Source organism: Corynebacterium tuberculostearicum, from assembly GCF_016894265.1.
GTDB lineage: Bacteria > Actinomycetota > Actinomycetes > Mycobacteriales > Mycobacteriaceae > Corynebacterium > Corynebacterium tuberculostearicum_D.
In genome coordinates, this window is sequence record NZ_CP069791.1 from 124,446 (window position 1) to 151,106 (window position 26,661).

General features: G+C 58.2%; 32 protein-coding genes. 9 read left to right on the forward strand and 23 right to left on the reverse strand.

Translation table 11 applies throughout. The features are described 5' to 3' along the window. Nucleotides 1-116: 116 nt before the first annotated feature. The 10 genes from rplQ to secY all read right to left on the reverse strand — a co-directional run bounded on the left by rplQ (nt 117) and on the right by secY (nt 7,465). Nucleotides 117-614 carry a 50S ribosomal protein L17 gene (gene rplQ / locus I6J28_RS00625; RefSeq protein ID WP_023020595.1) on the reverse strand — a complete coding sequence of 166 codons (498 nt, stop codon included), beginning with the start codon at nt 612-614 and terminating at the stop codon, nt 117-119. A 72-nt stretch (nt 615-686) separates the two neighbouring features. After that, the gene (locus I6J28_RS00630; protein ID WP_005322760.1) at nt 687-1,697 is read right to left on the reverse strand and encodes a DNA-directed RNA polymerase subunit alpha; all 1,011 of its coding nucleotides are present in this window, start codon (nt 1,695-1,697) and stop codon (nt 687-689) included. Nucleotides 1,698-1,811: 114 nt separating this feature from the next. Beyond that, nucleotides 1,812-2,417, reverse strand: a complete 606-nt coding sequence (gene rpsD, locus I6J28_RS00635; RefSeq protein ID WP_204610211.1) for a 30S ribosomal protein S4 — start codon at nt 2,415-2,417, stop codon at nt 1,812-1,814. A 21-nt stretch (nt 2,418-2,438) separates the two neighbouring features. Next, nucleotides 2,439-2,843, reverse strand: a complete 405-nt coding sequence (gene rpsK, locus I6J28_RS00640) for a 30S ribosomal protein S11 (RefSeq protein ID WP_005322764.1) — start codon at nt 2,841-2,843, stop codon at nt 2,439-2,441. 3 nt (nt 2,844-2,846) lie between these two features. Next, nucleotides 2,847-3,215, reverse strand: a complete 369-nt coding sequence (rpsM, locus tag I6J28_RS00645) for a 30S ribosomal protein S13 (RefSeq protein WP_005322765.1) — start codon at nt 3,213-3,215, stop codon at nt 2,847-2,849. Nucleotides 3,216-3,396: 181 nt separating this feature from the next. Next, on the reverse strand, nt 3,397-3,615 hold the full coding sequence (gene infA / locus I6J28_RS00650; RefSeq protein ID WP_004566852.1) for a translation initiation factor IF-1: 219 nt from the start codon (nt 3,613-3,615) through the stop codon (nt 3,397-3,399). A 265-nt stretch (nt 3,616-3,880) separates the two neighbouring features. Next, a complete protein-coding gene (locus tag I6J28_RS00655) occupies nt 3,881-4,732 on the reverse strand; it encodes a L,D-transpeptidase (protein WP_204610213.1) in 852 nt (283 codons plus the stop codon). A 65-nt stretch (nt 4,733-4,797) separates the two neighbouring features. After that, the gene (map, locus tag I6J28_RS00660; protein WP_204610216.1) at nt 4,798-5,592 is read right to left on the reverse strand and encodes a type I methionyl aminopeptidase; all 795 of its coding nucleotides are present in this window, start codon (nt 5,590-5,592) and stop codon (nt 4,798-4,800) included. Between the two features lie 2 nt (nt 5,593-5,594). Beyond that, on the reverse strand, nt 5,595-6,140 hold the full coding sequence (locus I6J28_RS00665; protein ID WP_005322769.1) for an adenylate kinase: 546 nt from the start codon (nt 6,138-6,140) through the stop codon (nt 5,595-5,597). Further along, entirely contained in the window at nt 6,140-7,465 is a 1,326-nt protein-coding gene (secY, locus tag I6J28_RS00670) for a preprotein translocase subunit SecY (protein WP_204610218.1), read from the reverse strand. Before secY ends, I6J28_RS00665 begins: the two co-directional genes overlap by 1 nt. 375 nt (nt 7,466-7,840) lie before the next feature. Here secY and I6J28_RS00675 point away from each other — a divergent pair, with 375 nt between their 5' ends. Both I6J28_RS00675 and I6J28_RS00680 read left to right on the forward strand, forming a co-directional pair. Beyond that, on the forward strand, nt 7,841-9,148 hold the full coding sequence (locus I6J28_RS00675; protein ID WP_204610220.1) for a class I SAM-dependent methyltransferase: 1,308 nt from the start codon (nt 7,841-7,843) through the stop codon (nt 9,146-9,148). Nucleotides 9,149-9,159: 11 nt separating this feature from the next. Then, the gene (locus I6J28_RS00680; RefSeq protein WP_204610222.1) at nt 9,160-10,662 is read left to right on the forward strand and encodes an FAD-binding oxidoreductase; all 1,503 of its coding nucleotides are present in this window, start codon (nt 9,160-9,162) and stop codon (nt 10,660-10,662) included. A gap of 103 nt (nt 10,663-10,765) precedes the next feature. Here I6J28_RS00680 and I6J28_RS00685 read toward each other — a convergent pair whose 3' ends face one another. The 7 genes from I6J28_RS00685 to rpsH all read right to left on the reverse strand — a co-directional run bounded on the left by I6J28_RS00685 (nt 10,766) and on the right by rpsH (nt 14,136). Beyond that, on the reverse strand, nt 10,766-11,254 hold the full coding sequence (locus I6J28_RS00685) for a hypothetical protein (RefSeq protein ID WP_204610224.1): 489 nt from the start codon (nt 11,252-11,254) through the stop codon (nt 10,766-10,768). A 238-nt stretch (nt 11,255-11,492) separates the two neighbouring features. Then, nucleotides 11,493-11,939: a 50S ribosomal protein L15 gene (rplO, locus tag I6J28_RS00690; RefSeq protein ID WP_204610227.1), complete on the reverse strand. Its 447-nt coding sequence runs from the start codon at nt 11,937-11,939 to the stop codon at nt 11,493-11,495. Between the two features lie 3 nt (nt 11,940-11,942). Beyond that, entirely contained in the window at nt 11,943-12,128 is a 186-nt protein-coding gene (gene rpmD, locus I6J28_RS00695) for a 50S ribosomal protein L30 (protein WP_204610229.1), read from the reverse strand. A gap of 3 nt (nt 12,129-12,131) precedes the next feature. After that, the gene (rpsE, locus tag I6J28_RS00700; RefSeq protein WP_204610231.1) at nt 12,132-12,755 is read right to left on the reverse strand and encodes a 30S ribosomal protein S5; all 624 of its coding nucleotides are present in this window, start codon (nt 12,753-12,755) and stop codon (nt 12,132-12,134) included. A 40-nt stretch (nt 12,756-12,795) separates the two neighbouring features. Then, nucleotides 12,796-13,197, reverse strand: coding sequence for a 50S ribosomal protein L18 (gene rplR, locus I6J28_RS00705; protein WP_005322788.1), 402 nt, complete (start codon nt 13,195-13,197; stop codon nt 12,796-12,798). A gap of 3 nt (nt 13,198-13,200) precedes the next feature. Continuing rightward, on the reverse strand, nt 13,201-13,737 hold the full coding sequence (rplF, locus tag I6J28_RS00710) for a 50S ribosomal protein L6 (protein WP_005322792.1): 537 nt from the start codon (nt 13,735-13,737) through the stop codon (nt 13,201-13,203). Between the two features lie 15 nt (nt 13,738-13,752). After that, entirely contained in the window at nt 13,753-14,136 is a 384-nt protein-coding gene (rpsH, locus tag I6J28_RS00715; RefSeq protein ID WP_005322799.1) for a 30S ribosomal protein S8, read from the reverse strand. 355 nt (nt 14,137-14,491) lie between these two features. Between rpsH and I6J28_RS00720 the strand changes: the two genes are divergently transcribed. Beyond that, the gene (locus tag I6J28_RS00720; RefSeq protein WP_204610232.1) at nt 14,492-14,740 is read left to right on the forward strand and encodes a DUF6457 domain-containing protein; all 249 of its coding nucleotides are present in this window, start codon (nt 14,492-14,494) and stop codon (nt 14,738-14,740) included. Then, nucleotides 14,740-15,558, forward strand: a complete 819-nt coding sequence (fdhD, locus tag I6J28_RS00725; RefSeq protein ID WP_204610233.1) for a formate dehydrogenase accessory sulfurtransferase FdhD — start codon at nt 14,740-14,742, stop codon at nt 15,556-15,558. Before I6J28_RS00720 ends, fdhD begins: the two co-directional genes overlap by 1 nt. On the opposite strand, the gene I6J28_RS00730 is transcribed toward fdhD, so the two are convergent. Continuing rightward, nucleotides 15,555-16,340, reverse strand: a complete 786-nt coding sequence (locus tag I6J28_RS00730; protein WP_204610234.1) for a formate/nitrite transporter family protein — start codon at nt 16,338-16,340, stop codon at nt 15,555-15,557. The two genes, fdhD and I6J28_RS00730, sit on opposite strands and share 4 nt — an antisense overlap. A gap of 141 nt (nt 16,341-16,481) precedes the next feature. Between I6J28_RS00730 and I6J28_RS00735 the strand changes: the two genes are divergently transcribed. Beyond that, a complete protein-coding gene (locus tag I6J28_RS00735; RefSeq protein ID WP_204610235.1) occupies nt 16,482-17,363 on the forward strand; it encodes a hypothetical protein in 882 nt (293 codons plus the stop codon). A 108-nt stretch (nt 17,364-17,471) separates the two neighbouring features. On the opposite strand, the gene rplE is transcribed toward I6J28_RS00735, so the two are convergent. Genes rplE through rplN form a run of 3 tightly spaced genes read right to left on the reverse strand, consistent with a single transcriptional unit; the run spans nt 17,472 to nt 18,713 of the window. After that, nucleotides 17,472-18,023 (reverse strand): 50S ribosomal protein L5, encoded by a 552-nt coding sequence (rplE, locus tag I6J28_RS00740; RefSeq protein WP_005322808.1) that lies wholly within the window; start codon nt 18,021-18,023, stop codon nt 17,472-17,474. 2 nt (nt 18,024-18,025) lie between these two features. After that, nucleotides 18,026-18,340 (reverse strand): 50S ribosomal protein L24, encoded by a 315-nt coding sequence (gene rplX, locus I6J28_RS00745; RefSeq protein WP_023027809.1) that lies wholly within the window; start codon nt 18,338-18,340, stop codon nt 18,026-18,028. A 4-nt stretch (nt 18,341-18,344) separates the two neighbouring features. Beyond that, a complete protein-coding gene (gene rplN, locus I6J28_RS00750) occupies nt 18,345-18,713 on the reverse strand; it encodes a 50S ribosomal protein L14 (protein ID WP_005322812.1) in 369 nt (122 codons plus the stop codon). Nucleotides 18,714-19,249: 536 nt separating this feature from the next. Between rplN and I6J28_RS00755 the strand changes: the two genes are divergently transcribed. From I6J28_RS00755 to I6J28_RS00770, 4 genes are all read left to right on the forward strand, one after another. Continuing rightward, nucleotides 19,250-20,212 carry a hypothetical protein gene (locus I6J28_RS00755; RefSeq protein WP_204610236.1) on the forward strand — a complete coding sequence of 321 codons (963 nt, stop codon included), beginning with the start codon at nt 19,250-19,252 and terminating at the stop codon, nt 20,210-20,212. Between the two features lie 458 nt (nt 20,213-20,670). After that, nucleotides 20,671-21,510 carry a MetQ/NlpA family ABC transporter substrate-binding protein gene (locus tag I6J28_RS00760; RefSeq protein ID WP_204610237.1) on the forward strand — a complete coding sequence of 280 codons (840 nt, stop codon included), beginning with the start codon at nt 20,671-20,673 and terminating at the stop codon, nt 21,508-21,510. Nucleotides 21,511-21,526: 16 nt separating this feature from the next. Continuing rightward, nucleotides 21,527-22,549, forward strand: coding sequence for a methionine ABC transporter ATP-binding protein (locus I6J28_RS00765; protein ID WP_204610239.1), 1,023 nt, complete (start codon nt 21,527-21,529; stop codon nt 22,547-22,549). After that, complete coding sequence (locus I6J28_RS00770) at nt 22,549-23,226, forward strand: methionine ABC transporter permease (protein WP_204610240.1); 678 nt, start codon at nt 22,549-22,551, stop codon at nt 23,224-23,226. The genes I6J28_RS00765 and I6J28_RS00770 overlap by 1 nt, the downstream gene beginning before the upstream one ends. Nucleotides 23,227-23,299: 73 nt before the next feature. On the opposite strand, the gene I6J28_RS00775 is transcribed toward I6J28_RS00770, so the two are convergent. Beyond that, nucleotides 23,300-25,315 carry a sucrose-specific PTS transporter subunit IIBC gene (locus I6J28_RS00775; protein WP_204610241.1) on the reverse strand — a complete coding sequence of 672 codons (2,016 nt, stop codon included), beginning with the start codon at nt 25,313-25,315 and terminating at the stop codon, nt 23,300-23,302. A gap of 133 nt (nt 25,316-25,448) precedes the next feature. After that, nucleotides 25,449-26,657 (reverse strand): glycoside hydrolase family 32 protein, encoded by a 1,209-nt coding sequence (locus tag I6J28_RS00780; RefSeq protein ID WP_204610242.1) that lies wholly within the window; start codon nt 26,655-26,657, stop codon nt 25,449-25,451. Nucleotides 26,658-26,661 lie beyond the last annotated feature (4 nt).

A 26,661-nucleotide genomic window follows, 5' to 3' on the forward strand; every position in this document is an offset into this window, starting at 1 on the left:
CGCCGGCGCTGGGTCTGGGTCATTCGTACGCTGAGCCCTGGTTGGGTGGACATGAAAAAGCCGCCGCCCTCCCACAGATGGGAAAGGCGGCGGCGAAGCGCTAGGGCCAAGGGAAATTACTTCTCCTCGGACTCCTCAGCTGCGGTCTCCTCGGCAGGTGCCTCAGTCTCTGCAGCCTCGTCTGCCTTAGCTTCCTCAGCCTCAGCGGCCTTGGAAGCGGCAGCGCGGGTAGCGCGGTTAGCCTCAGAGGTCACGGTCTCCTCAAGAACGAGGGAGATCTGGGACATCGGGGCATTGTCACCGGTGCGGTTGTCCAGCTTGATGGTGCGGGTGTAGCCACCCTCACGGTTCTCAAACTTCGGTGCTACCTCGTCGAACAGGTAAGAAACAACATCCTTGCGCGGGATGAGCTTCAGAACTGCGCGGCGGTCAGCAACGGTGCCGGACTTAGCCTTGGTGATGATCTTCTCGATGTACGGGCGAAGAACCTTCGCCTTGGCATCGGTGGTCTTGATAGCGCCGTGCTCGATCAGGCTGGCTGCCAAGTTGCTCAGCATGTGAGCCTGCTGCTTGGCGGAGCCGCCGAGACGGGCACCCTTCTTAGGGGTTGGCATTGTGTACTCCTCGTATGCGGTAAAAGTTGAGCGCGCGGCAATTAGGTCATTGCCGCAAGTCAGCGGGGTTCTTTACTCGGAATCCTCAGCAGCCGGATCCTTGAAGTCACCGGTTTCTGCGTCGTAGCCCTCGAGCTGGGTTGGGTCGAAGTCCTCAGGGGTGTCCTTGAGAGCCAGGCCCAGGTTAGCCAGCTTGATCTTTACCTCATTGATCGACTTCTGGCCGAAGTTGCGGATATCCAGCAGGTCGGACTCGGTGCATTCAGCGAGCTCGCCCACGGTGTGGATCTCCTGACGCTTCAGGCAGTTATAAGAGCGGACGGAGAAGTTCAGGTCCTCGATCGGCATGCCGTAAGCAGCGATGTACTCGGTCTCCTGCGGGGAGGGTCCGATCTCGATGCCTTCGGCAGCGTTGTTCAGCTCGCGAGCCAGGCCGAAGAGCTCGACCAGGGTGCCGCCGGCGGAAGCCAGGGCATCGCGGGCAGAAATCGAGTTCTTGGTTTCGACGTCGATGGTCAGCTTGTCAAAGTCGGTGCGCTGCTCAACACGAGTTGCCTCGACCTTGTAGGAGACCTTGAGGACCGGGGAGTAAATCTGGTCGACCGGGATACGGCCGATCTCACCGGAGGTAGGAGCGGCTGGGACATAGCCACGGCCGCGCTCGACGACGAGCTCAATGTCCAGCTTGGCGGTGTCATTCAGGGAAGCGATATGCAGATCCGGGTTGTGGATCTCCACGCCAGCCGGCGGCTGGATATCGCCCGCGGTGACATCGCCCGGGCCTTCCTTGCTCAGGTACATAACAACCGGCTCATCGGAGTCGGAAGAAAGCACCATGCTCTTGATGTTCAAGATGATCTCGGAAACGTCTTCCTTCACACCGTTGATGGTGGTGAACTCGTGGAGAACACCATCAATCTTGATGGAGGTTACCGCTGCACCCGGAATGGAGGACAGCAGGGTACGACGCAGCGAGTTACCGAGGGTGTAGCCAAAGCCCGGCTCGAGCGGTTCGATGACGAACTTGGAACGAGACGAGTCGATGAATTCCTCGGTGAGCTGAGGACGCTGGGAAATGAGCATTGAAATTCTCCTTTTCGGCGACCGCTATTTGACGCCGGTAGAGGGGTAAAAATCTTCGGGATTGAAGATTCCTGGTTATCCGCCAGGCCATTACAGGCCGTGCGGTATAACAGTTTACTTCGAGTAAAGCTCGACGATGAGCTGCTCCTGCAGCGGAATGTCGATCTGAGCGCGCTCGGGCAGCTGGTGCACGAGGATGCGCAGGGTATCAGGAACAACCTGCAGCCATGCCGGTACGTTGGCATCGATGAGGGCGTCCTGAGCATCTTCGAACCATTCCATCTTCTTGGAGCGGTCACGGACATCGATGATGTCGTACTGGCTGACCTTGTAGGAAGGAACGTTGATGTTCTTGCCGTTCACGGTGAAGTGACCGTGGGAGACAAGCTGGCGAGCCTGGCGGCGGGTGCGTGCCAGACCTGCACGGTAGATTACGTTGTCCAGGCGGGACTCGAGCAGGATAACCAGATTATCGCCGGTCTTGCCTGGGAGGCGGTTAGCCTCTGCGTAATAACGACGGAACTGACGCTCCAGCACACCGTAGGTGTACTTTGCCTTCTGCTTCTCCTGGAGCTGCAGCAGGTACTCAGATTCCTTGATGCGGTTGCGGCCAGCCTGTCCCGGTGGGTACGGGCGGCGCTCGAACGCCATATCTCCGCCGATCAAGTCGACGCGAAGACGGCGGGATACGCGGGTAGCGGGGCCAGTGTAACGAGCCATTTTCTTACCTCTTCCTTTCCCTTAAACCTTGCGGCGCTTGGTCGGACGGCAGCCGTTGTGCGGCTGTGGGGTTGCATCCGTGATCGAGGAAACCTCGAGGCCTGCAGCCTGCAGGGAACGGATGGCGGTCTCGCGGCCGGAGCCCGGACCCTTGACGAATACGTCAACCTTCTTCATGCCATGATCCATTGCCTTGCGAGCAGCGTTCTCGGCTGCCATCTGAGCGGCGAACGGAGTGGACTTACGGGAACCCTTGAAGCCAACGTGGCCGGAGGATGCCCAAGAGATAACAGCACCGGTCTGATCGGTGATCGAGACGATGGTGTTATTGAAGGTGGACTTGATGTATGCGTGGCCGAGGGCCACATTCTTCTTTACGACGCGACGGCCGGAACGGCGCGCGCCGGAACGAGTCTTTGGAGGCATGAATTACTTCTTCTTTCCTGCGATCGTCTTCTTCGGACCCTTACGAGTGCGCGCATTGGTCTTGGTGCGCTGGCCACGTACAGGCAGGCCACGGCGGTGGCGCAGGCCCTTGTAGCTACCGATTTCAATCTTGCGGCGGATATCAGCCTGAACCTGACGGCGGAGGTCACCCTCAACCTTCCAGGTAGCCTCAATTGCGTCACGGAGCGCCGACAGCTGGTCATCATCCAGGTTGTCAGTGCGCAGGTCAGGAGAAATGCCAGTCTTTTCTAGCAGTTCCTTGGCACGGGTTGGACCGATGCCGTAGATGTAGGTGAGAGCGACCTCCATGCGCTTATTGCGGGGGAGGTCAACACCAGCTAGACGTGCCATATGGCGTGTCCTTTCGGGTTGTTACGGCGGTTTTCTCCCCATCCGTCCCGCCCCATGCAACGCTTCGCCCGGGCCGTGCCGGGATCCTTGGGTTGCTTATCAGTGCGGGCTCAGGCCACCGTCGCCTGAGGTGGACAGGGCGAACCTAGGGTTCGCCCTTGGGTGAGGAGGCTTACTGTCTTTACTTGTAGCGGTAGACGATGCGTCCGCGGGTAAGGTCATAAGGAGACAGCTCTACAACTACGCGATCCTCTGGGAGGATGCGAATGTAGTGCTGACGCATCTTGCCAGAAATGTGTGCAAGAACCTTGTGTCCATTGTCGAGCTCGACACGGAACATTGCGTTGGGCAAAGGCTCGATAATGCGGCCTTCTACCTCGATTGCGCCTTCCTTAGCCATAACCTCTACTTTTCTGGCGACGGACAAGTGCGCCGTCACCTGCATGTTTGTTGTCTACTGCGGTGGCGTATCTGCGCCAGCCTCGCTGACGCTATACACCGACTTAACAGCATACGCTGCAGCGACACGTTTTCCAAACCGCTGCGCTTTCCGACGCCCCGCTCACTCGCCCGCCCCTCACCCTAAGCCAGCAAAATCCCCCGAACCGATTCTCCCTTTCGGAAGATTAGTTCGGGGGATGAGGCTATCGCTTAAAACGAAGGTCTTAGTAGATGAAGACCTTATCGCCTACCTGCACATTATCCCAGTAGCGCTTGGCAGCGTCTGGCGGCAGGTGAACGCAGCCATTGGAATCAACGGCCGGGTCATCCAGGTGGAAGGCGTGACCGTTATTGGTGAAGTAGATGGAGTACGGCATCGGCGCGTTATTGAACTCGCGGGAAATCTCATGCTCTACCTTGCGGGTCACATGGAAAGTGCCGCGTGGGGTTTCCTGACCGCGCATGCCGGCGGACATTGCCGGGGACACGTAGGACACCTTGCCGCCATCCTGCAGCCAGGTGCGTCGACCATTGAGGTCGACACAAACCTTCGCATCGGCCGGGCACGGGCCACGGTCAAACTGGTTGGCGCGGCGCTGTGCTTCCGCCTTGCGTGCGGCAGCCTCAGAACGAGCCTTCTCCGCAGCAACGCGCTCAGCGTTGGCGCGAGCAGCGGCCTCGCGGGCCTTGCGTGCTTCCTCATTCTTCTGAGCAATCAAGCCTGGGAAGAGGAATTCTACGGCGCCGTCCACAGCGGTTTGAACGCTAGGTGCCAGTTCCGGAGAGAACTTCTCTGCCTGGTCCAGGATCTGGTTGCGGGTATTCCAGGCCTGCTCGCGGGTCTGGCCATGGAAGTTATCCAGCTGCTTCTTGGCCTCAGCGGTGAGCTGGTCCAGGCCGGACTGAGAAGAGAGCTGAGCGAGGTCGGAGTTTGCCTTGGAGCTGAGCTGATCCAGGTTCGGAATCTCCTGGGCGGTAGCGGCAGGAGCCGCAACGGTGGCACTCAAGGCCATCACGCTAGCGACTGCGGGCGCTGCAACCGTGGCACGGATTTTGCGGAAGCTAAATTTAGACATGGCTGTGAGTATAAACCTTTCAGGGGCGTATGCCTAGTACAACAGGCAATATTGGGGAATATGTGTCAGTAGCGGCGGGTGAGAATACGGGGACCATCGGCGGTCGCGGCCACCGTATGCTCCCAGTGGGCGGCAAAGGAGCCATCGAGGGTAACGACCGTCCAGTCATCTTCTAGCACGGCAGAATCCTCTGTGCCCAAAGTTAGCATGGGTTCAATAGCTAGGACGGAACCTTCTTGGATCAGTGGGCCGCGGCCCGGGCGGCCTTCATTGGCCAGGTAAGGATCCTCGTGCATGGTGCGCCCAATGCCGTGACCGCCGTAGCCATCCACGATGAAAAGATCCACGCCGAACTTCTGCTCGGCCCGGCGGGTGGCTTGCTCTAGGGCATGGGAGACGTCGGTAAGCATATTGCCCGGAACCATAGCCTGCATGCCCTCCATAAGGACATACTCGGTGGCCTTGTTGAGGGCCGCGACATCTGCATCGAGCTCGCCCACTGCGAAGGACCAAGCGCTATCGCCTACCCAGCCATCGAGCGTGGCACCGCAATCGATGGACACCAAGTCGCCTTCCGCGAGGACGGTTTCCTTATCCGGAATGCCGTGCACGATGACGTCATTAACGGATACACAGATGGAGCCTGGAAATCCTTCGTACCCCTTGAAGGTGGGATAGGCGCCGGCATCGCGAATAGTCTGCTCAGCCACCGCGTCCAACTCGAGGGTAGATACGCCAGACGCCGCAGCAGCGCGGACTTCCTGCAGTGCCTTGCCAACAATTTCGCCGGCGGCCTGCATGGCGTCTAGCTCGCCCGGGGTGCGAGCGGGGATGCGCTTACTGCGGCGTCGAAAAGCCATGCTTACTTACCCAGGGCTTCCATCGCACGGGCGTTGATTTCCTCCACGGTGCCTTCGGCCTTAATGGAGATGATGGCATCGCCGTAGTGCTCGATAAGCGGGAAGGTTTCCTCGCGGTAGACACCGAGGCGGGTGCGGATGGTTTCCTCGTTATCGTCGGCGCGGCCACGGGCCATCATGCGCTCAACCACAACATCCTCAGAGACCTCGAAGTTGAGAACTCCGTCGAGCTTCTCGCCCTTCTTAGCCAGCAGCTCCTCCAGGATGTCTGCTTGCTCGGTGGTACGTGGGAAGCCGTCCAGCAGGAAGCCATTCTTGGCGTCATCCTGGTTAAGGCGGTCCTCGACCATACGAGCGGTGACGTCGGTAGGTACCAGCTTGCCTGCATCGATGTAGGACTTTGCCTCTACACCCAGCGGGGTGCCCTCGCCGATATTGGCGCGGAACAGGTCGCCGGTGGAGATGTGCGGAACGTTCAGCTTCTCGCTGAGGATAGCTGCCTGGGTGCCCTTGCCGGCACCGGGAGGTCCTAGAAGTACAAGACGCATTACTTAAGTAGTCCTTCGTAGTTGGATTGCAGTAGCTGGGACTCGATCTGCTTGACCGTGGTCAAGGCGACGGAGACCATAATCAGGATGGCCGTACCACCAAAGGCGGACGTGCCGCTGGCGGAGGAGCTGCCTACGCCGAGGTCCAAGAGGATATTCGGCAGGATGGCGATAAGTGCCAGGTACAGGGCGCCCACGCACAGCAGACGGTTCATCACATAACCAAGGTACTCCGCGGTCGGACGGCCCGGGCGAATACCCGGGATAAAGCCGCCGTACTTCTTCATATTATCCGCCTGCTCTGCCGGATCGTACTGAACCGAAACATAGAAGTAAGCGAAGAAAATGGTCAGGACGAAGTACAGCACGATGTACTGCCAGGAAGAAGGTGCCTGCAGGTGCGCGATGACATTGCGCTGCCACCAGTTATCCGGGGTGCCGGCGGAACCAGAGTTCACAATCTGGGTAATCAGAACCGGCATGTAAATAAGGGAGGAAGCGAAGATGACCGGGATAACGCCGGCCTGGTTAACCTTCAGCGGCAGGTAGGTAGAGGAACCACCGTACTGGCGGCGGCCGACCATGCGCTTTGCGTACTGAACCGGAATGCGGCGCTGGCCCTGTTCGATGAAGGTAATGCCAACAACTAGGATGACCAAGCCGGCTACCACCATGGCGAAGACGAGTCCACCATTGTTCTGCAGGATGCTTACACCATCGGTTGGCAGGCGGGTTGCGATACCAGCGAAGATGAGCAGGGACATGCCGTTACCGATGCCCTTTTCGGTGATGAGCTCACCCATCCACATCACCAGCACAGCGCCGGAGGTCATGGTGATGACCAAGACGATGAGGGTGAAGAAGTTACGGTCTTCTGCCAAGACCGGTACGCCCTGGCCCAACAGCTGCTCGCGGTCTGCCAGCGCGACGATGCCGGAGGATTGCAGCAACGCCAACGCGAGGGTCAGGTAGCGGGTGTACTGGGTCATCTTGGCCTGACCGGACTGGCCTTCCTTCTTCAATTCCTCAAAGCGGGGAATGACCACGGTCAGCAGCTGCACGATAATCGACGCCGTAATGTACGGCATGATGCCGATAGCGAAGATCGACAGCTGCAGCAGCGCACCACCCGAGAAGAGGTTGATGACGGAGTAAAGGTCTCCGGACTGCTCGGTCAACTGGCGCAAACGGCCAGCAATAGACGCATAGTCAACACCCGGGGACGGGATCTGTGCACCGACGCGGTACGCGATGATCATCACGATGGTGAAGATGATCTTCTTACGTAGGTCGGCATCCTTAAAAGCCTGGACAATGGCGGACACTACAAAATCCTCCTGGCCTACCGCTGCCGAACGCGAAATCTAGGGAGGGTTTCGCGTTCATACACGGAGGTGGAAACTCATCTACCCCTAGGAAACCGCACCCCCTGAGCCGGAAAGCTTAGGGGAAATTCAGGTTTCCTTCAGGGACGGTTGAACACTTATGACCCCATTACCCTACCAGCCTCGCCCCGCATAGCCACATTAAGACCCAATAGTGTGACCATGATTGCTTGTCCTCTCGCGCGTTTTGTATCCGGGGTTTACCATGAAGGGGTATTGCACACACGCAATTCTCCTGAAATATCTCCGACCTCACAGCACTATGCGCTTCGAGGCCGTTATTGGTGTGAACCTAATGTTTTGAAAGAAGTACTCATGAGCAAGAAATTCACGCCGATGACCGTTGCTGAGATCATCGACGTATTTGTCCCTAGCCCGAATCCCTTCCGCTGGGAAGCCTTTGACGGGTCCGCGACCGGACCAGAAGACGCCCAGTACAAGGTGACTATTAATAGCCTCGAGGGCCTCTCCTTTATCGCTACCCATCCCGGTGACGTGGGATTTGCGCGAGCTTATGTCACGGACGGCATCACGGTGCATGGCGATCACCCGGCCCACCCCTATGGCATTTTTGACGCGCTGCATGCCATGTATGACAAATTCCAGAAGCCGGATGCCAAGACCCTTGCCCGCGTTGTTCGTTCCCTAGCGTCCATGGGCGCTTTCCAGATCCAGCCGGTCCCTGAGGTGGAGCGCGCTTCTTGGTTGCGCCGCAAGCTACACGACGGCCTATCCAAGCACTCGAAGCAGCGCGATGCCGATGTCATTTCTGATCACTATGACGTTGGCAATGATTTCTACGAGCTCTTCTTGGGCGATTCGATGACCTATACCTGTGCCTACTACCCCTCCCCGGATGCCACCCTGGAGGAAGCACAGGAGAATAAGTACCGCCTCATCTTTGACAAACTCCGCCTCAAGGAGGGCGACCGCCACTTGGATGTGGGCTGCGGCTGGGGCGGTATGGTGCGCTACGCGGCGCGCCGCGGCGTGAAGTCCATCGGCGTCACCCTATCCAAGGAACAGGCCGAGTGGGGCCAGCGCAAGATTGAGGAGGAAGGCCTCCAAGATCTGGCGGAGGTCCGCTTCATGGACTACCGCGATATCACCGAAGAGGGCTTCGATGCCATCTCCGCCATCGGCATTATCGAGCACATTGGTGTTAAGAACTACAACGACTTCTTCAAGTTCCTGCACGGCAAGTTGAAGGTCGGCGGCCTGATGCTCAACCACAACATCACCTACCCGGATAATCACAAGACCCCTAAGGGCGGTTTCATTGACCGCTATATCTTCCCGGACGGCGAGCTCACCGGCTCCGGCAATGTCACCAAGGCGATGCAAGACAATGGCTTCGAAGTCATCCACACCGAGTCCCTTCGCTTTGACTACATGCGCACGCTGCATGACTGGTGCGAGAACCTGAAGGACAATTGGGACGAGGCCTGCGCAACCGTGGGACTGCCCACCGCTCGCCTCTACGGCATTTATATGGCCGGATCCGAATGGGGCTTTGAGCGCAATATCATCAACCTGTACCACTTCCTCGGCGTCAAGCTGGGCGAGGCCGGCTCCCGCGCCGGCGTGCCCGAGCGCCGCTGGTGGGAAGATAGCCGCTTTTAAGGAGGGGTGCCATGACTCTCATTGATAACCTGCGCGAACGCCTCGCCGCCGCCCAGCCGCGACCGGTGGATGCCATGCCCATTGAGCCGGTGGGATGGGAGGCGCACCAGGAGGGCGTCGATAAGCTGCTGGCGAGCTTCCGTGCCGTCCCGGCCGGAAAGCGCGTACGCCTAGCCAAGAAGACCTCCAATCTCTTCCGTAGCCGCAGCGAGGAGCAGGAGGGCCTCGATGTGTCCGGCCTTAGCGGCGTCATTGAGGTCGATCCAGTTGCGCGCACGGCCGATGTACAAGGCATGTGCACCTACGAAGACCTCGTGGATGCCACCCTGCCTCATGGCCTGATGCCCTTCGTCGTCCCGCAGCTTAAGACCATTACTTTGGGCGGTGCGGTTACTGGCATGGGCGTGGAATCCACCAGCTTCCGCAATGGCCTCCCACACGAGTCCGTGCTGGAGATGGATGTCCTTACCGGCACCGGCGAAATTCTCACCTGCTCCCGCGAGTCCAACGTTGATCTCTTCCGCCTGTTCCCCAACTCCTATGGCTCGCTGGGCTATGCGGTGCGCCTCAAGATTGAGCTGGAACCCGTGCCCGCCTATGTAGAGCTGCGCGAAGAGCGTTTCCACACCGTGGAGGAAGCCAGCCGCGTGCTTGCCGACGTCGCCTCTTCCCACACCCACCGCGGCGAGCCCGTCCATGGCCTCGACGGCGTGGTCTTTTCCGAAGACGAGGCCTACCTTGTCTTCGCCCGCTTTACTGATGAGGAGGGTCCAACCTCCGATTACACGCGGGACAAGATTTACTACCGCAGCCTTCAGCACGCCTCTGGCATCCGCCGCGATCGTCTCACCATCCGCGATTACATCTGGCGCTGGGATACCGACTGGTTCTGGTGCTCGCGCGCTTTTGGTGCGCAGAACCCGAAGGTACGCAAGGTGTGGCCACGCGAGCTTCGCCGCAGCTCCTTCTATTGGAAGCTGGTCCGCCTCGACCGCAAATACGAGCTGGAATATAACTTCATCAAAAAGCCGCACGGCAAGCCGCGCGCCGAGCGCGTGGTGCAGGATATTGAGGTCACACCGGAGAACCTGCCGGAATTCCTCCATTGGTTCTTTAATGCTTCCGATATCCAGCCGGTGTGGCTCTGTCCAATCCGACTTCGCGATGGCGTGGACGAGCTAGTAGGCACCGGCGACATCGCCTCTAACTCGAGCGACCCCTGGCCGCTCTACCCGCTTCGCCCCGGGAAGACCTGGGTCAACGTTGGCTTTTGGTCCGGCGTAGAAGGCGACCACGTCGACCCTTCTGCCCCGAATAATGGTGCTTTCAACCGCGTCATTGAATCCAAGGTCAACGAGCTTGGCGGACACAAGTCCCTCTACTCCGAAGCCTTTTATTCCCGGCAAAAGTTCGAAGAGCTCTACGGCGGCGACCTTCCCGCCACCATTAAGGCGGTTACCGACCCGGATGGCCGCTTCCCTGGCCTATACGAAAAGACCGTGGACGAGGCCTAACCCCTCACCCACCACCCCAAGCGGCCTGTTATACACAGAGGGTGGAACGCCCTTCCCAGGCGTTCCACCCTCTTCCTTTGCCCTTATCTAGGACGCTCGCGCGTTAGTAGGCAGCGGTGATGTTCTCGTAGCCGTTCACCTTCAGCGCATCCAGGACGCGCTGCACAGCAGCCTCATCCTTGTCCGGGTTATATATCTCTGGAAAGGTCAAGTGGGCGGAGTGGTCGCCCTTGAGCTCAATGTTCATGAACTCGTGACCCGCCTCCTGGGTAGCAAGTGCAAGCTCACGCTGCACGGCCAGCTTGCCGCTCTGCAGGTTGCCGCCGTTGGATCCAGAATCGACCTCGTCGACACCTTCCCCCGCGCCGTTGATGACGTCTTCCTTATCGCCGGTGATGCCGCCCTTTTCAGCGTGCGCACCCGGCTGCTGGTCCTGAGCGGGCTGCTCGCCAGCCTCGGCCGGTGCGGTCCGGGCGGTTTCCGCAGGATCCGGCTGGGAAAGCTGGTCCTGAGCATCGACTGGGCCGGTAGAGCCGGCAAACGGCATGAGGGCAGCAATTGCGGTGGCGAGCAGGGAAGAAATAGACGACATAAGAGTATCCTTAACGTTTGATGATCTTTAACTAAGGGAGACTCTAGCACTCGTGAATATAAATCGCTATACCATCAACCTTATTTATTTATAAAGGTCTACTGTCAACTATTTCCAGCACTAATGGCATGCATAGCTCAGGCGCCGCGTTAAATAACGGCACTGAGATGCCCGCAAAACGGAAACATCCCCCTGCCCCGCGTGTGCGGAGAGGGGGATGAAATCTACCTAGTAGAGATTACTTGGTGTTGGCGGAACCGCCAGCAGCCTCAATCTTCTCAACAGCAGACTTGGAGAACTTGTCAGCGGTGACGTTCAACTTAACGTTGATGTCGCCGTTGCCCAGAACCTTGACCGGCTTATTAGCGCGGACCAGGCCGGCAGCTGCGATGTCAGCAACAGTAATGTCGCCACCATCTGCGAACTTCTCAGCCAGGTCAGCAACGTTAACTACCTGGTACTCAACCTGGTTCGGGTTCTTAAAGCCCTTCAACTTAGGCAGACGCATGTGGATCGGCATCTGGCCACCCTCGAAAGCAGCGGGTACCTGCTTACGAGCACCGGTGCCCTTGGTACCGCGACCAGCGGTCTTACCCTTAGATGCCTCACCGCGGCCGACGCGGGTCTTAGGCTTATTTGCTCCTGCGGTTGGGCGCAGGTCGTGCAGCTTGATGATATCAGCCATGGTTTACTCCCCTGCCACTTCTTCGACGGTGACCAGGTGGCGAACCTTGTGAACCATACCGCGAACGATCGGGGTGTCCTGCTTCACTACAGACTGACCGATGCGCTTGAGACCAAGAGCCTCAATGTTCTTGCGGTGGTTCGGATTGGTGCCCACCAGGCCCTTTACCTGTGTAATCTTCAGAGCCATTGTTTATGCCTCCTGACCTGCGCGCTTGCGCAGCATACGGGCCGGGGTGACCTCTTCGAGGGACTTGCCACGACGTGCGGCGACCTCTTCAGGGCGGACCAGCTGCTTGAGGCCGTCCACGGTAGCGCGGACGACGTTGAGTGCATTGTCGGAGCCCAGGGACTTCGACAGGATGTCCTGCACGCCAGCGCATTCGAGCACTGGACGAGCAGCACCACCAGCGATAACACCGGTACCAGGTGCGGCAGGCTTCATCATGACGATGCCAGCTGCGTCGCGACCCTCAACCGGGTGGGTGATGGTGCCGGCAATCATCGGAACGCGGAAGAAGTTCTTGCGAGCCTCTTCAGCGCCCTTCTGGATTGCGGCCGGGACTTCCTTGGCCTTGCCGTAGCCAACGCCAACCTGACCCTGGCCGTCACCGACGACGACGAGGGCGGTGAAGGACATGTTGCGGCCACCCTTAACGGTCTTGGAGACGCGGTTGATGGTCACAACGCGCTCGATGTACTTATCGCGCTCGTTGTCCTGCTGGTTACGACGATCGTTGCGGCGGCCGTTGCCACCGCGGTTGTTCTTGTTGTTCTCGGCGGAGCGTCCGCCGTCACGCTGTTCACGGTCCGACATTAGGCGTTCCTTCCGTTGATGTTTCCGTTGACGATGATCATTAGAACTTCAGACCACCTTCACGTGCGGCGTCAGCCAGCGCAGCGACGCGGCCGTGGTACTTGTAGCCTGCGCGGTCAAATACGACGTGCTCGATGCCAGCGGCCTTAGCGCGCTCGGCAACCAGCTCGCCTACCTTGGCAGCCTTGGCCTTCTTATCGCCCTCGAGTGCACGAACGTCCGCCTCCATGGAGGATGCGGAGACCAGGGTGTGGCCTGCCAGGTCATCGATGACCTGCACGTGCATGTGACGGGAGGAGCGGTGAAGAACCAGACGCGGTGCCTCAGGGGTGCCACGCAGGGTCTTACGGATACGGAAGTGACGGCGTGCGCGTGCTTCGCGACGACGAGAGGAAATGTCCTTGCCGACTGGAGTGCGCTTGGTGTTTTCAGTGTTTGCCATTGCTTACTTACCCGTCTTTCCGACCTTGCGACGGATCTGCTCGCCCTCGTAGCGAATACCCTTGCCCTTGTAAGGATCGTCCTTACGCAGACGACGGATATTAGCGGCGATCTGTCCGACTAGTTGCTTGTCAATACCGGTAATGGACAGCTTGGTTGCGCCGTCCACTGCGAAGGTAATTCCCTCCGGAGCCTCGATGAGGATCGGGTGGGAGTAGCCCAGGCTGAATTCCAGGTCCTTACCCTTCTGCTGGACACGGTAGCCGACACCGAAGATTTCCATCTTGATGGTGTAGCCCTCGGTCACGCCAACAACGGCGTTGTTCAGCAGGGAGCGGGACAGACCGTGCAGCGCACGGTGCTTGCGGTGGTCATCAGGGCGGGAGACGGACAGTACACCGTCTTCCAGGTTGATGGCGATAGGCTCTGGAACGTTAACGCTCTGGGTGCCCTTTGGGCCCTTAACCTCAACGTCTTGGCCGTTGATCTTGATTTCGACGCCGTTCGGTACGGCGATTGGTGCTAGACCGACTCGAGACATGTGTCAAACCTCCCTTTACCAGACGTAGGCGAGAACTTCTCCGCCTACGCCCTTCTCCTCAGCCTGACGGTCAGTCAGCACGCCGTGGGACGTGGAAATGATAGCCACGCCCAGGCCGCCCAAGACCTGTGGCAGTTCGGTGGACTTTGCGTACACACGCAGACCCGGCTTAGACACGCGACGCAGGCCAGACAGGGAGCGCTCGCGGTTGTTGTACTTCAGCTCGAGGGACAGGGTGTGGCCCTCGACGGTGTAGTCAGCGATGTAGCCTTCCTGCTTCAAGATGTCGGCAATGTTTGCCTTCAGCTTGGAGGTAGGCATCGACACGGTGTCATGGTGCGCATTACTTGCGTTGCGCACGCGCGACAGCATGTCGGCAATAGGATCAGTCATAGTCATATGAGTGACCGTGTACCTTTCTCGTTGCGGTTCCCGTGCTCACCAAAGCGTTCTCCGTGTGATTTCGGGCTACTCACGCTCCCTACGGTCAATACCGTAAGGCGCTCGCCACCCTTTGATTCAGACAACGGTCCGCTATCTACGGCGAGGGGCCTACAACAAAGTTGATGTTCAGTTCTTGCATCGGCTCAGCGCTTTCTGCAGCTCAGCGAGCCAAAATCCGCAATGATTGGGGCACGCTGACGCCTCGGCGCAAGCACGAGGTACTATGCTACGCCATAACCTGCGGTTTTCCAAATAATCTAGCGCCTTCATTAGAGTCGAGACCAGCACGAACGTATATAAGGAGATGGTGATGAGCCAAACACACGAGGACCCCATCCAATCCGCACACGAGTGGCTCGAAGAAGCCGCCCGTCATCTCGGCCTCGATCCTCAGGAGGCAACCGCACTCACCCGCGAAATCCTGGACCTCACCAAGGACGTCGCGCACAATCGCTCCCGCCCCGCGGCCCCACTTACCGCCTTCCTCGTGGGTCTAGCCTCCAGCAACGTAGAGGAAGCCCGCAGCAATATCGATGTCCTGAAGCAGGTGCTGCAGTAATGGCCGGCCGCAAGAACTCCACCTTTGCCGTCACCAAGGTCCGCCTGGGAGATAGCCTGCAGGTCGATACCCGCGCCGATACCGTCGCCGGCGAAGAACCCTTGGAAATCCGCGCAGGTGGCCAGACCATCACCACCACAATGCGCACCCCTGGCCATGACATTGAGCTGGCGCATGGATTCTTGCATTCAGAGGGCCATATTGCTTCGCTTAGCGACGTCACCGAGGCCCGCTACTGCGCCGGCGCCACCGTCAACGGCATGAATACCTACAACCTGCTGGACATCGATCTGGCGAAGAAGAATGTACTGGATCTGAGCGATCTGCGGTTGACCACCACCACTTCCGCCTGCGGCGTATGCGGCACCTCTTCTATCGAGGCTTTGACTAAGCAGACCCGCTACCCGATTCCCCGAGTGCCGGTGGATCCCTATGTCGTCGCCAAGCTGCCAGATAAGCTCCGAGCCGAGCAGAAACAATTTAAAAAGACCGGCGGCATTCACGCCGCCGGTGCCTTCACCTTGGACGGTGAACCGGTAGTCATTCGCGAGGATATCGGCCGCCACAATGCTGCGGATAAGGTCATCGGCCACCTTCTATTAGAGGACAAACTCCCCGCAGATGACCTTATTTTGGTGATGAGCTCGCGCGCCAGCTTCGAGCTCGTTCAAAAGGCTGCGATGGCCGGCTTTGGCATGCTGGTTGCCGTGAGCGCCGCCTCCTCCCTAGCGGTGGAAACGGCCCGCGAAACCGGCATGGCGCTCGTCGGCTTCGCCCGCGGCGACCGCTTTAATCTGTATTCCGGCGAGCTCGCCTAATCGCGATAAGCCTCCGGCCCACGGTTGAGCCAAGCGTATACGCCGCCAATCAGCAGACCGCCGCCAATCAAATTGCCGATCCACACCAGGATCCAATTGAGCGCCACATTGCCCACAGTCAGGGTTGCAGGCAACGGATCGGATCCAAAGAGGGTGAAACTAAACAGGCAGAAGTTCGCAATTACGTGCTCCAGGCCCAGGCCAACAAAGGCGCCAATGATCGGAATGATGACGAAGAACTTAGAGACAATGTCCTTAGCAAAGATGGCGCCGACAATGCCCATATTGACCACAAAGTTCGCCGCGATTCCCTCTACCAGCATTCCCTGCGGGGACTTGGTCAGCTTCCCCTCAGAAAGGGTGACCAACAGATGCGAAGGATCCATGTCAGCGAATTTTGCGGACATACCCATGATGGCCGCAAAGATGACTGCGCCCACCAGATTGAAGAGAGTCGTGATGAGCAAAAGGTAGAAGGCTTTGCCCCACGAGACCTGCTTATTGCTTGCGGCATAGACCATATACATCATGTTTCCCGTGGCCAGATCCGCGCCCAGAATCAAAATGGCGAAGAGCCCGAGGCCGAAGAATAGAGCAAAGGTCACCGCACCCAAGCCTGGTGCTACCCCATTGACGGCTTGGCCAACCACACCAGCAAATGCGGTACCGATGCACAGGTACACGCCGGCCAAGGTGGAGCGCACCGCGAAGCGAGAGAAGGATTCATCCAACAAGGTGACCTTTTTGACAGCTGCCGCCTTGGCAGCATCATTGAGAGACATCTTTTACCTCATTAATTAGAGCGAATTAAATCCTTCTAATCCTATCCTGACCACCTGTTTCCGAGCCAATTCCGGGAATGCATACCCCTGCGTTGTAAGCTAGAGCTTTCCTATAACCCTTAATTTCTCTTCGGAGGTCGCATGGATTCCCACTACCGGCCGCGGAGGGAACCGAATCGGCTTCCCACTAACGGGCGCCGGCACGTTCCATCGCGTTCCCAGCACACAGATGCAGATCGCCAATGGCGCCAGACCGAGTCGCGCACCCGCCAACAACAACGCCGACGGCCACCGCGCCGCATTGAGGACACTTCCCTCCCTCGCCAGCGCCGTAAGCCCACCCTGTGGCACCGCATCAAAGAAGCATGGAGGTCCTCCGGCATCCTGCGCGTCGTCGTGGGCATCATCGCCACGGTAGCGATCGCCAGCACCATTAATCGCGTGGTCAATCCGCCCGAAGGTTTGGAGACCAACGAGGTCACCGCCCAAGAGGCGCCTGCTATTGAACCTTCCCCCGCGGTAGAGCTCTTCATCCCCGCCATCGAGGTACACGCGGAGTTCGAGGATGGTTCCTGCCGCGTGGTCAATGGCGCTATCAATCCAGACACCATGAATAAGGCCTGCACCTATACCGCCGATGATCGCCCTTACTCGCTGCCAGGCACCACGGCACAAGACATCGTCGTCATCGCGGGACATACCGGGGCGGGCGTGCCGGCCGTATTCAACAATCTCTACGATGGCTCCGCCAACGAGCACAAGGTCCATCTGGGAGACAAGCTCTACGTGCGCACCCAAGACTCCGGGCAGAACTGGCTCATCTATACTGCAACCGATCTGCACGACCCTGATAAGCAAGGCCTTTCTGATGACACCTCTATCTGGGGCGATGGGCCCATGCCCGGCCGCCTGCTCACCATTAGTTGTATCCAACCTGCGAATCCGTTGGAGCCAGCGGTACGCAACGCGGTCGTCGGCTGGCAGTATGAGGGCACCACTCACACAGAGGCCGAAAGCGCTTAAGCCAGGCCCGCGCACGCCAGCGCCTACGCACCTTTGAATTCAAGGTGCTCGGTAAAACTAGAAAATCCCAACGCCCCTTCCGGGGAGTTGGGATTTTTAGCGCTCTATTTACTTGAACGGGAAGCCGAGCTCGCGCAGGAGCTTGCGGCCCTCGTCGTCGTTAGTAGCGGTGGTAACGACGGTGATGTCCATACCACGAGGGCGATCGATCTTGTCGATGTCGATCTCGTAGAACATGGACTGCTCGGACAGGCCGAAGGTGTAGTTGCCGTGGCCGTCGAACTGCTGATCAGACAGACCGCGGAAGTCACGAATACGTGGCAGCGCGATGGTCAGCAGGCGGTCCAGGAACTCCCACATACGGTCGCCGCGCAGGGTAACGCGTGCGCCGATGGGCATGCCCTCACGAAGCTTGAAGTTCGCGATGGACTTCTTAGCGCGACGCAGCTGCGGCTTCTGACCGGTAATAGCGGTCAGGTCCTCGAGTGCGCCGTTGATGACCTTGGAGTCACGTGCGGCTTCGCCAACACCCATGTTGACAACAACCTTGGTAACACCAGGGATCTGCATGACGTTGTCGTACTTGAACTCGTCATTCAGGGACTTGCGGATTTCCTCGCGGTAGCGAGTCTTCAGACGCGGGGTGTAGTTCTCGCTCATTTTTAGATGTCCTTCCCGTTGCTACGCGCGATACGGACCTTCTTGCCGTTCTCGTCGAAACGGTAGCCCACGCGGGTCGGGTTGCCTTCGGAGTCAACGATCGCAACGTTGGACACGTGGATCGGAGCTTCCTGGGTAACGATTCCGCCGGACTCGGCGCCACGCTCGGCAGCAGAGTTTGCGACGTGCTTCTTGATGCGGTTAACGCCCTCAACGAGGACCTTGTCACGCTTTGGGTATGCCTCGATGACCTTGCCCTTCGCGCCCTTATCTGGGCCCGAAATGACGATCACCATATCTCCCTTATGGATCTTCATAAGACTAGATCACCTCCGGTGCGAGAGAAACGATCTTCATGAAACGCTTGTCACGAAGTTCGCGAGCAACCGGTCCGAAGATACGGGTACCACGGGGCTCGCTATCGCCCTTGAGAACAACTGCAGCGTTCTCGTCGAAGCGAATGTAGGAGCCGTCCGGACGACGGGTTTCCTTCTTAGCGCGGACGATAACGGCCTTTACTACGTCGCCTTCCTTGACGTTGCCGCCTGGAACGGCGTCCTTGACAGTCGCGACGATGACGTCGCCGATGCCAGCGGAGCGTCGGACAGAGCCGCCAAGAACGCGGATGCACAGCAGTTCACGTGCACCAGAGTTGTCGGCGACGCGCAGACGCGATTCTTGCTGAATCACTATGGGTCTCCTGACCTGGATTGATGTGCGGTAAGATTTCCGTCCTTGCCACACGCGGTCTACAAACTTGCGATGCTCAAGCCTTTACAACGGACTGTGCCGAAGGGTCTCGGACCGGCGGTTCGGAAACGCACCGCTACGGGCCGACCAGCTTTCGCAACCTATACATTCAACCACACGCGCGCACCATTACCAAAACACTGTCTTTTGCTTGCCGACACCCCTCCAACGCCAAAATTTTCCCTGCATTACCCCCGGACACCCCCATAAAGCCTTGTTTCGAATAGGTCAATCCCCCTCGCCCGTCGCATTTAATCGCTCTATCTGGGACTTTAGTTCGCACTCCCAAGCCTGGCGGTGCAACTTTCCGGGCACACATGTTCCAAATTGCCCAACTTTCACACGTGTAACACATGAAAATTCCAGTTAATTCACGTTTTTGAGGTGACAGTTGGGGGCGATGTGACTAATGTGGTTTGCGTCAAGAAAGACATCTATTTTTTGGCGCGTACCTATATTTCCCGAAGGAGAAACACATGAAGCGTTTGCCACAGACCCTGACCGCTGCTGTTCTGACCGGCGCGCTCGCCTTTGGCGGCGCAGCTGTTGCTCAGGCTCAAATCGGCGACCCAATGTCCGTTACCAAAGGCGGCGAGGAATACGTTCGCCAAGACGATAATGGTGGCTCCACGTACATTTACGATAAGCGAGACGAAGACGGAAACCTCGTTGAGCGTAAAGCAATTTCCGTAGAAGAGGCACGACAGATTCGCGACGCAGAGCTCGGAAACGACAATGCTGGCACCACCGACGGTGAAGCCGACACTGACGGTTCGAATGACTCCGAGGGCGCAAACGACGCTGAAGAAAATGATTCTGAGGGAGGAAATTCCGAGGGCTCCGAAGGCTCTCAGGATAAAGACATCCCCGATCCGGCTACCAAGAAGGACGCTGAGGGCAACGAGTGGTACCAGAGCCTGAAGGATCCGTCCGTATACGTCAACGACCCGGCTCTGGTAAACGAAGAGATCACTGACGAAATGCGCGAAGCTTACGCAAAGGCATTCCCGTCTGCCCCGTCTGAGGATCCGAAGCCTGAATTCGACAAGAAGAACCTGGCTTGGCTGGCACTGCCAGCAGCCTTGGTAATCGGTGGCATCACCTGGTACCTGTCCCAGGATGGCAAGACCTACGTCAAGGACGAGGCACGCAAGAACCAGGAACCGACTGCTGAGGAAAAGGCTGCTTCCGAGCAGATGCTGAACGCTAACAAGGACGAAGTTATCGCCCAGGGCGGTCAGCTGGCTGAGGGTGACGCAGCCCAGGCCGACGCTCCTTCCGCACCATCTGCACCAGCTGCTGGCGAGTCCGCAGACTCCGCACGTGGTATGTCCGCTGAGACCGGCTCCAACTCCGTTGCACAGGCCCTGGCCGCTCTGGCCGTAGCTGCAATGGTCGCTGCCGGTGCTTTCGCCGCACGCCGCAAGTTCTTCGCTTAAGCGAAACACACACACGGCAATAACGTAAAAGGGATTGGCTGTGTCGTCCGGGAGTATTTCCTGGTCGGCACAGCCTTTTCTGTGCGTACTGACACTTACAGGGCCAGGTAGATGAACTCTTCACAGCGGACGAGATCGACCCCTACAGCTCAATAGCCCTGCCCCGATCTACCCCGTCCATATCCCCTACCCCCCAAAAAGCCGCCACCCAAAGTTACTTATACCCTGTCACACAACTAGGCCTGTTTGTACGAATACACAAATAGAATCCTATTAATCTAGCCCAATTGAAAACGCAAGTGCCGTATCGATTGCCGCCAACTTGCGGAAATGTATTTTCCACCGCCCGAGCTAACCACGAAACACGCAAGCTTCAATTCCGTACCGGTTGGTCTAAATAGTTGAACCGGGTAGTCTGTAGAATGCCCACTTTTACGACTACTACTTAAAGGTTCCTCATGACACGCTCTCTATTTACAAAAATCGCCGCATCGGTAACAGCTACCGCAACCGCACTCTCCCTGAGCGCTTGCGCTAGCGATAGTGAGAATACAGCCGATGCAGATACGATTCAGGTTGGTACTTCTCCAGGACCGTATTCCGAACTTTTCAAGGACGGTATTGAACCGATCCTCGAGGATGAAGGCTTTAAGGTCGATTACACCGACTTCTCTGAACTACGGCAAGCAAACGTCGCTTTATCTGAAGGCCAGGTCGATCTCAACGTAGATCAGCACACGGCGTACATGAACGTCTACAACGAAGAGACTGGATCTGAACTAACTAGCCTCACTGACATCCCTACCGTCAAGACCAAGATTTACTCTAAGTCCCATAAATCCATTGACGATGCGGATAAAGGCCACACCGTTGCCATCCCTCAAGATGGTTCTAACCAAACCCGCGCATTCCGCCTCCTGGTCAAGCTCGGCTGGCTCACGATGAAGGACGATGCTGACCAGAACCTCTTGACAGTCAATGACATTAAGGACAATCCGCACGACCTCAAGATTCAGCCGATGGATTCTGCCACCATTCCCCGCTCCATGGACGATGTTGACTGGGGCGTTATTCCGGGTTCCATCGCTTATTCCTCCAAGGTCGATCCATCCCTGGCTCTAGGTGAAGAAGATCTTAGCGATGATCTCATTCTCCAGGCAGTGACCACGCAAGACAAGAAAGACACTGACTGGGCTAAGGCAGTTATTGATGCCTATAAGTCCCAGGAGTTCGTCGATCACGTCGATAGCGTGAACGAGGAAAACTATTGGTTCGTACCAGACTCGCTCAAGAACTAATCCGGAAATTTTCTCCATGCTTGATGTTGAAATTCGCGACCTAGGCAAGACCTTTCGCACGAAGTCGGCCTCGGTGACAGCCCTGGAAGGTATCAACTTAGACATCGAAAAGGGCTCCATTTTCGGGGTGGTCGGCACAAGTGGTGCCGGCAAATCCACCTTGCTGCGCACCATTAACGGGCTGGAGAAGCCCACCGCTGGGTCGGTCAATGTTCTGGGCCGGGATCTTAACGCGCTGTCCAAGAAACAACTGCGCGAGCTGCGCGGAGAAGTGTCCATGGTATTCCAACACTTCAACCTGCTCGATACGCAGACGGTGGCCCAGAACGTGGCAATGCCGCTCATCTTGGCAAAGACCCCGAAGAAAGAAATCCAGCAGCGCGTTACCGAAGTACTACAGATGGTGGGCCTTGAAGGGCGCGCGAAATCGCTGCCTAAGCAGCTTTCTGGTGGTCAACGTCAACGCGTAGGCATCGCCCGCGCCTTGATTACCAACCCCAAGATCCTGCTATGCGATGAACCTACGTCAGCCCTCGATCCCTTAACGACAACCCAGATTCTGGATCTCATCGCCCGAGTAAACCAGGAACTGGATATCACGGTCGTCATCATCACACATGAGATGGGTGTTATCTCCCGACTTGCAGACACCGTTGTAGTCATGGAAGACGGCCGCGTCATCGAAAACGGCCCCGTGAGCAGCGTCTTTTCTGCCCCACAGCAGCCCTTGACGCAGCAGCTGGTGGAGACCGTACTACCGCAGCACCTTCCGGCGCCGGTACAAGGCGCGCTCGATGATTCCCAATATGACCGTGTCCTGCGCGTTACGCACCACAGCGGCGCGGCGAAAGGCCTTGTCAACAGCCTCGTGCAACGAGGCATCGCCACCGATATTATCCACGCCTCCGACGTAGCCTTGCGCGATGGCTCGGTTGGCTCGTTAGTGCTCGGGCTCGTCAATAAGGATGAAGCTGCCCTTGCTGACGCCGTGCGGTGGATACAGGACCAGGGTCAACTCAATGCAGAGGTAGTGAACTAATGGACTTAACCGAGATTTTCGATACCAAGGTTTCTATCGATCAATACCTAGAGGCCGGCTGGCAAACCCTCTATATGGTAGGTATTTCCCTCTTCTTAGGAACGATTGGTGGTGTCGCCCTAGGAATCATCTTGGTGCTTGCTAACCCACATGGCATGTACCCCAACCGCGTACTGTTTCGGATCACGGACTTCTTAGTCAATACGGTGCGCTCTTTGCCGTTCATCATTTTGATGGTAGCGATCGTCCCGTTCACACGCCTTATCGTCGGCACTTCCATTGGCATGACCGCCGCACTGGTACCACTGACCATCTTCATCGCACCTTTTATGGCCCGCCTCATCGAGCAATCGGTGTTGGAAGTTGGCGATGGCATCCTAGAAGCCGCAGAATCCATGGGCGCTTCCTTGTGGCAAACCATCCGCTACTTCTTGCTGCCAGAGGCTAAGGCCTCAATCATCTTGGCGCTGACTACCTCCACCATTACCTTGATTTCTGCCACCGCGATGGCCGGAACCATCGGTGGTGGCGGCGTCGGTGACTTGGCTGTTTCTTATGGTTATCAGCAATTCGATACCGTAGCCATTATCCTCACCGTGATTATCCTCATCGTGGTAGTACAAGCAATCCAAGGTTTAGGCAATGCGCTCGCCCGCCGGGCCCGTAGCGGTGCTTAATCAATGTTAACCAGCACGAAAGGGCTGGGGTCCATCCTCTCCTAGCCTTGTTCGTCTATTAGAAAGTCTAGTTTTAAGACGTTGCTTTCTTCGCAGAAGACTCCGGAACCTCCTGCTGAGCCTTTGGGTCAACGGTAAATAGATCCGTTCCAGAACCAATGAGCTCGCCGGGACGGAAGGCCTCGGTAGGAATAACAGGGCCGGTCTTCTTGGAATTGGAGACCACCACCGGGGTGGTTACCGGAAGGCCGGCGGCCTTGATGGCGTCGATATCGAATTCGGCAAGGACATCGCCTCGCTTGACTTCATCGCCCTTGGTGACGTGGGAGGTGAAGTGTTCGCCCTTGAGGTTTACCGTATCGAAACCAATGTGCATGAGGATATCGATATTTCCCACCGCTGGGTCCTTGGCGCGGATGGCGTAGGCGTGGTGGGAGGGGAAGGTGACGGTGATTTTGCCGTCGGCAGGCGCAACCAGCTTGCCCACGGTCGGCTCGATTGCTACACCTTGGCCCAGCTTGCCGCCAGCAAACATGGGGTCACTGACCTGAGACAGTGGTACGGCGGTGCCCTCCAGCGGGGAGAAGATGGTGCACGCATCGTCGGCAGCTACCGCAGCCGGGGTGCCTGCGGCGGCCTGCGCCTCGGCTGCGGGAGGGTTGACCTCATCCGGGTCGATGGAGCCATTCTTGCGAATGAGCACCCGTCCGTAGAGGTAAGCGCCCACAAAGGCGACTACGAAGGAGATAACGCCGCACAACAGGAAAGTCGGGACGAAGCGGGGGACGGAGACGAAGCCGATGAAGCCGGCGGCACCGAGGGCGTCGGCAAGCACGCCAAAGATGGCGATGAAGGCAGAAGAAATAGCAGATGCCGCCATGCCGATATAGAACGGCCAGCGCAGGCGGAGGTTCACGCCGAAGATGGCGGGCTCGGTAATACCGAAGAGGGCAGAAATACCGGAAGCACCGGCCAGGCCCTTGAGCTTTTCGGAGCGGGCCAGGAAGTACACGGCGAGTGCGACGCCGCCCTGGGCGATATTGGCCATGGAGGCAATCGGGAAGACGAAGGAGCCGCCCTCGTTCCACAGCATCGTCTCAATCGGCGGGAAGGATTGGTGCAGGCCGGTAATCACAATCGGCGAGTAGACGAGGCCGAAGAGGAAGCCGGCGACGGGACCGGCAAAGTCATAGAGGTTGGCCAGGCCCATGCCCAGCCACTCGCCGGCCGTGCGCAGGATGGGGCCCAAGCCCATAAAAGTAAGGAAGCCGGTAATGAGGAGCGTGAGCAGCGGGGTGAGCATGAAGTCCACCGTGCCCTTGAGGTGCTTGTGCAGGAATTTCTCTAAGGTGGCGAGAATCCACGAAATCACCAGGATGGGCAGGATGGAGCCCTGGTAGCCGGCCTGGGCGACGTCGAAGCCGAAGATGTTCCAGTAGGACATCTCACCGTTTTCGATCGCCTCGGCCACGCTGTAGCCGCTGACCAAATCGGGCATGACCATCGCCATGGCCATACCGGCACCGAGGAACTCGTTGCCGCCGAAGCGCTTCGTTGCCGTAAAGCCGACGAGGATGGGCAGGAAGGCGAATGGCGCGGCGGCTAGCAAATTAACTAGCCCGGCAAAGCCTTCCCACGCTGGGAACATCTCGATGACGGATTTATCGCCAAACAGACCCTCGGCCGTCAAGACGTTATTGAGCGCCATGAGCAAACCTCCACCCAACAGGATGGGGATGAGAGGGACGAAGATATCAGCCAGAACTTTGACGGCACGGCTGAACCAATTGCCGGATTCAGCGGCGATGTCTTTCAAGCGGTCGGTGGATACTGCCACGTCCTTGGAAATGACGCTGGTCATTTCCTGGAAGACGATATTGACGTCGCCGGGGCCGACGATGACCTGGAACATGCCGCCGGCCTCAAAGGTGCCCTTGAGGTCGGGGTCATTATCCAGTGCGGCGGTGTCTACCTTGTCAGAATCTTGCAGCACCATGCGCAGGCGCGTGGCGCAGTGCGCGAGTGCGATGATGTTGTCTTCGCCGCCCAGTGCTTTTAGCGTGCGGGCGGCTACTTCCTTGTGGTCCATAGAAGAGCCCTTCAGTGTAATGGCTCACATCCGAATACCGGACGTGACTGCTTATTTCCATTACAGCCGGAATTCGGGCCTAAGTCCACACATTCGGGCGGAGTGTTGGCAACTTCACCGGTTTCGGGTACACCTACCCGCGCGGCTCCCAGCCCTGCCAGGGGGACTCGCCAAACACAGCGAAGGACGCGGCGATGCGACCGCCACCGGCGTATACCTCGACGGCGCAGCCATCAGCAATCAAGCGCATCTCGCCATCCGGGCAGTCGATGGGATCGCCGCCGTTAAAGGCGATGGTGCCGTCACGTTGGGTGACGCGGAAGGCTTCGTCCCCGGCGGCGTCGATAAGAGCAAAGGAGCCTTCGCCCTTGATATCGATGGTGGAGCCAAAGCCTTCGCGCCCTTGGGTCTCCGGCAGGGCGGACCACAGCGGCTCTTGATGCAGGTAGTTATCCTCCAGCCAGATGCGGCGCGGCAGCGTCAAGGTATGGACCCAGCCTTCCGTTGGGGTGTCATCCTGGGCGGGCATGCCCATCCACCCCAGTAGGATGCCGTCCTCGGTGGCCTGGGGCGCATAGAACTGGGTGCCATGGTCAAGGAGGGTAAAACCGCGCTCAATATGGAAATTCAGGCCATCGAGCGTGCCCACGATATATCCGCACCGGTCCGTTTCTGCCTGGGGGCAGAAGATGAGGACCTGCTTATCGCCCAAGGTAAGCAGGTTGGGGCACTCCCACATGTAGCCCCCAGGCAGTTGCGAAGGATCGTCGAAGGAAATCTCGCCCTGGAATTCCCATTGGGCCAGGTCCCGCGAGCGGTACAGCACAATGGTGCCGCGCTCGTCTTCGGTCTGGGCGCCGATGACCATCCGCCAGCCATCGCCATCGCGGGTGATCTGTGGATCCCGGAAGTGCCCCGTATAGCCCTCCGGGGAGTCCGGAATGAGGGGATTATTCTCGTCGCGGAGGTAGATGCCACCCTCCGGGCCCGAAGGGTCTATGGCGCGCACGCGATTCTGGGACGGGATGCGGCGGCCATCCTCTTTCAGGTTGCCTGTGTAGAACAGCCAGACGTCGGTGCCATCGACCACCGCACCGCCCGAGTAGCAACCATCCTTGTCATAGGGCAGGTCCGGATACAAGGCATCGGGGTGGTGCTGCCACGGCGTGGGGGCCGATACGCTCGCCGTCGCATGCCCCCAGCCCGTGCGCTTGGGCTTGCGGGGAAAGGCCGGGTCGTGCTGGTAGTACACGTGCAGGGTATCGCCATCCACAAAGACGCCATTGGGATCATTGAGGCGGCCTTGCGGCGGGGCGAGGTGAAAATTGGGACGGTAGTTCATATCA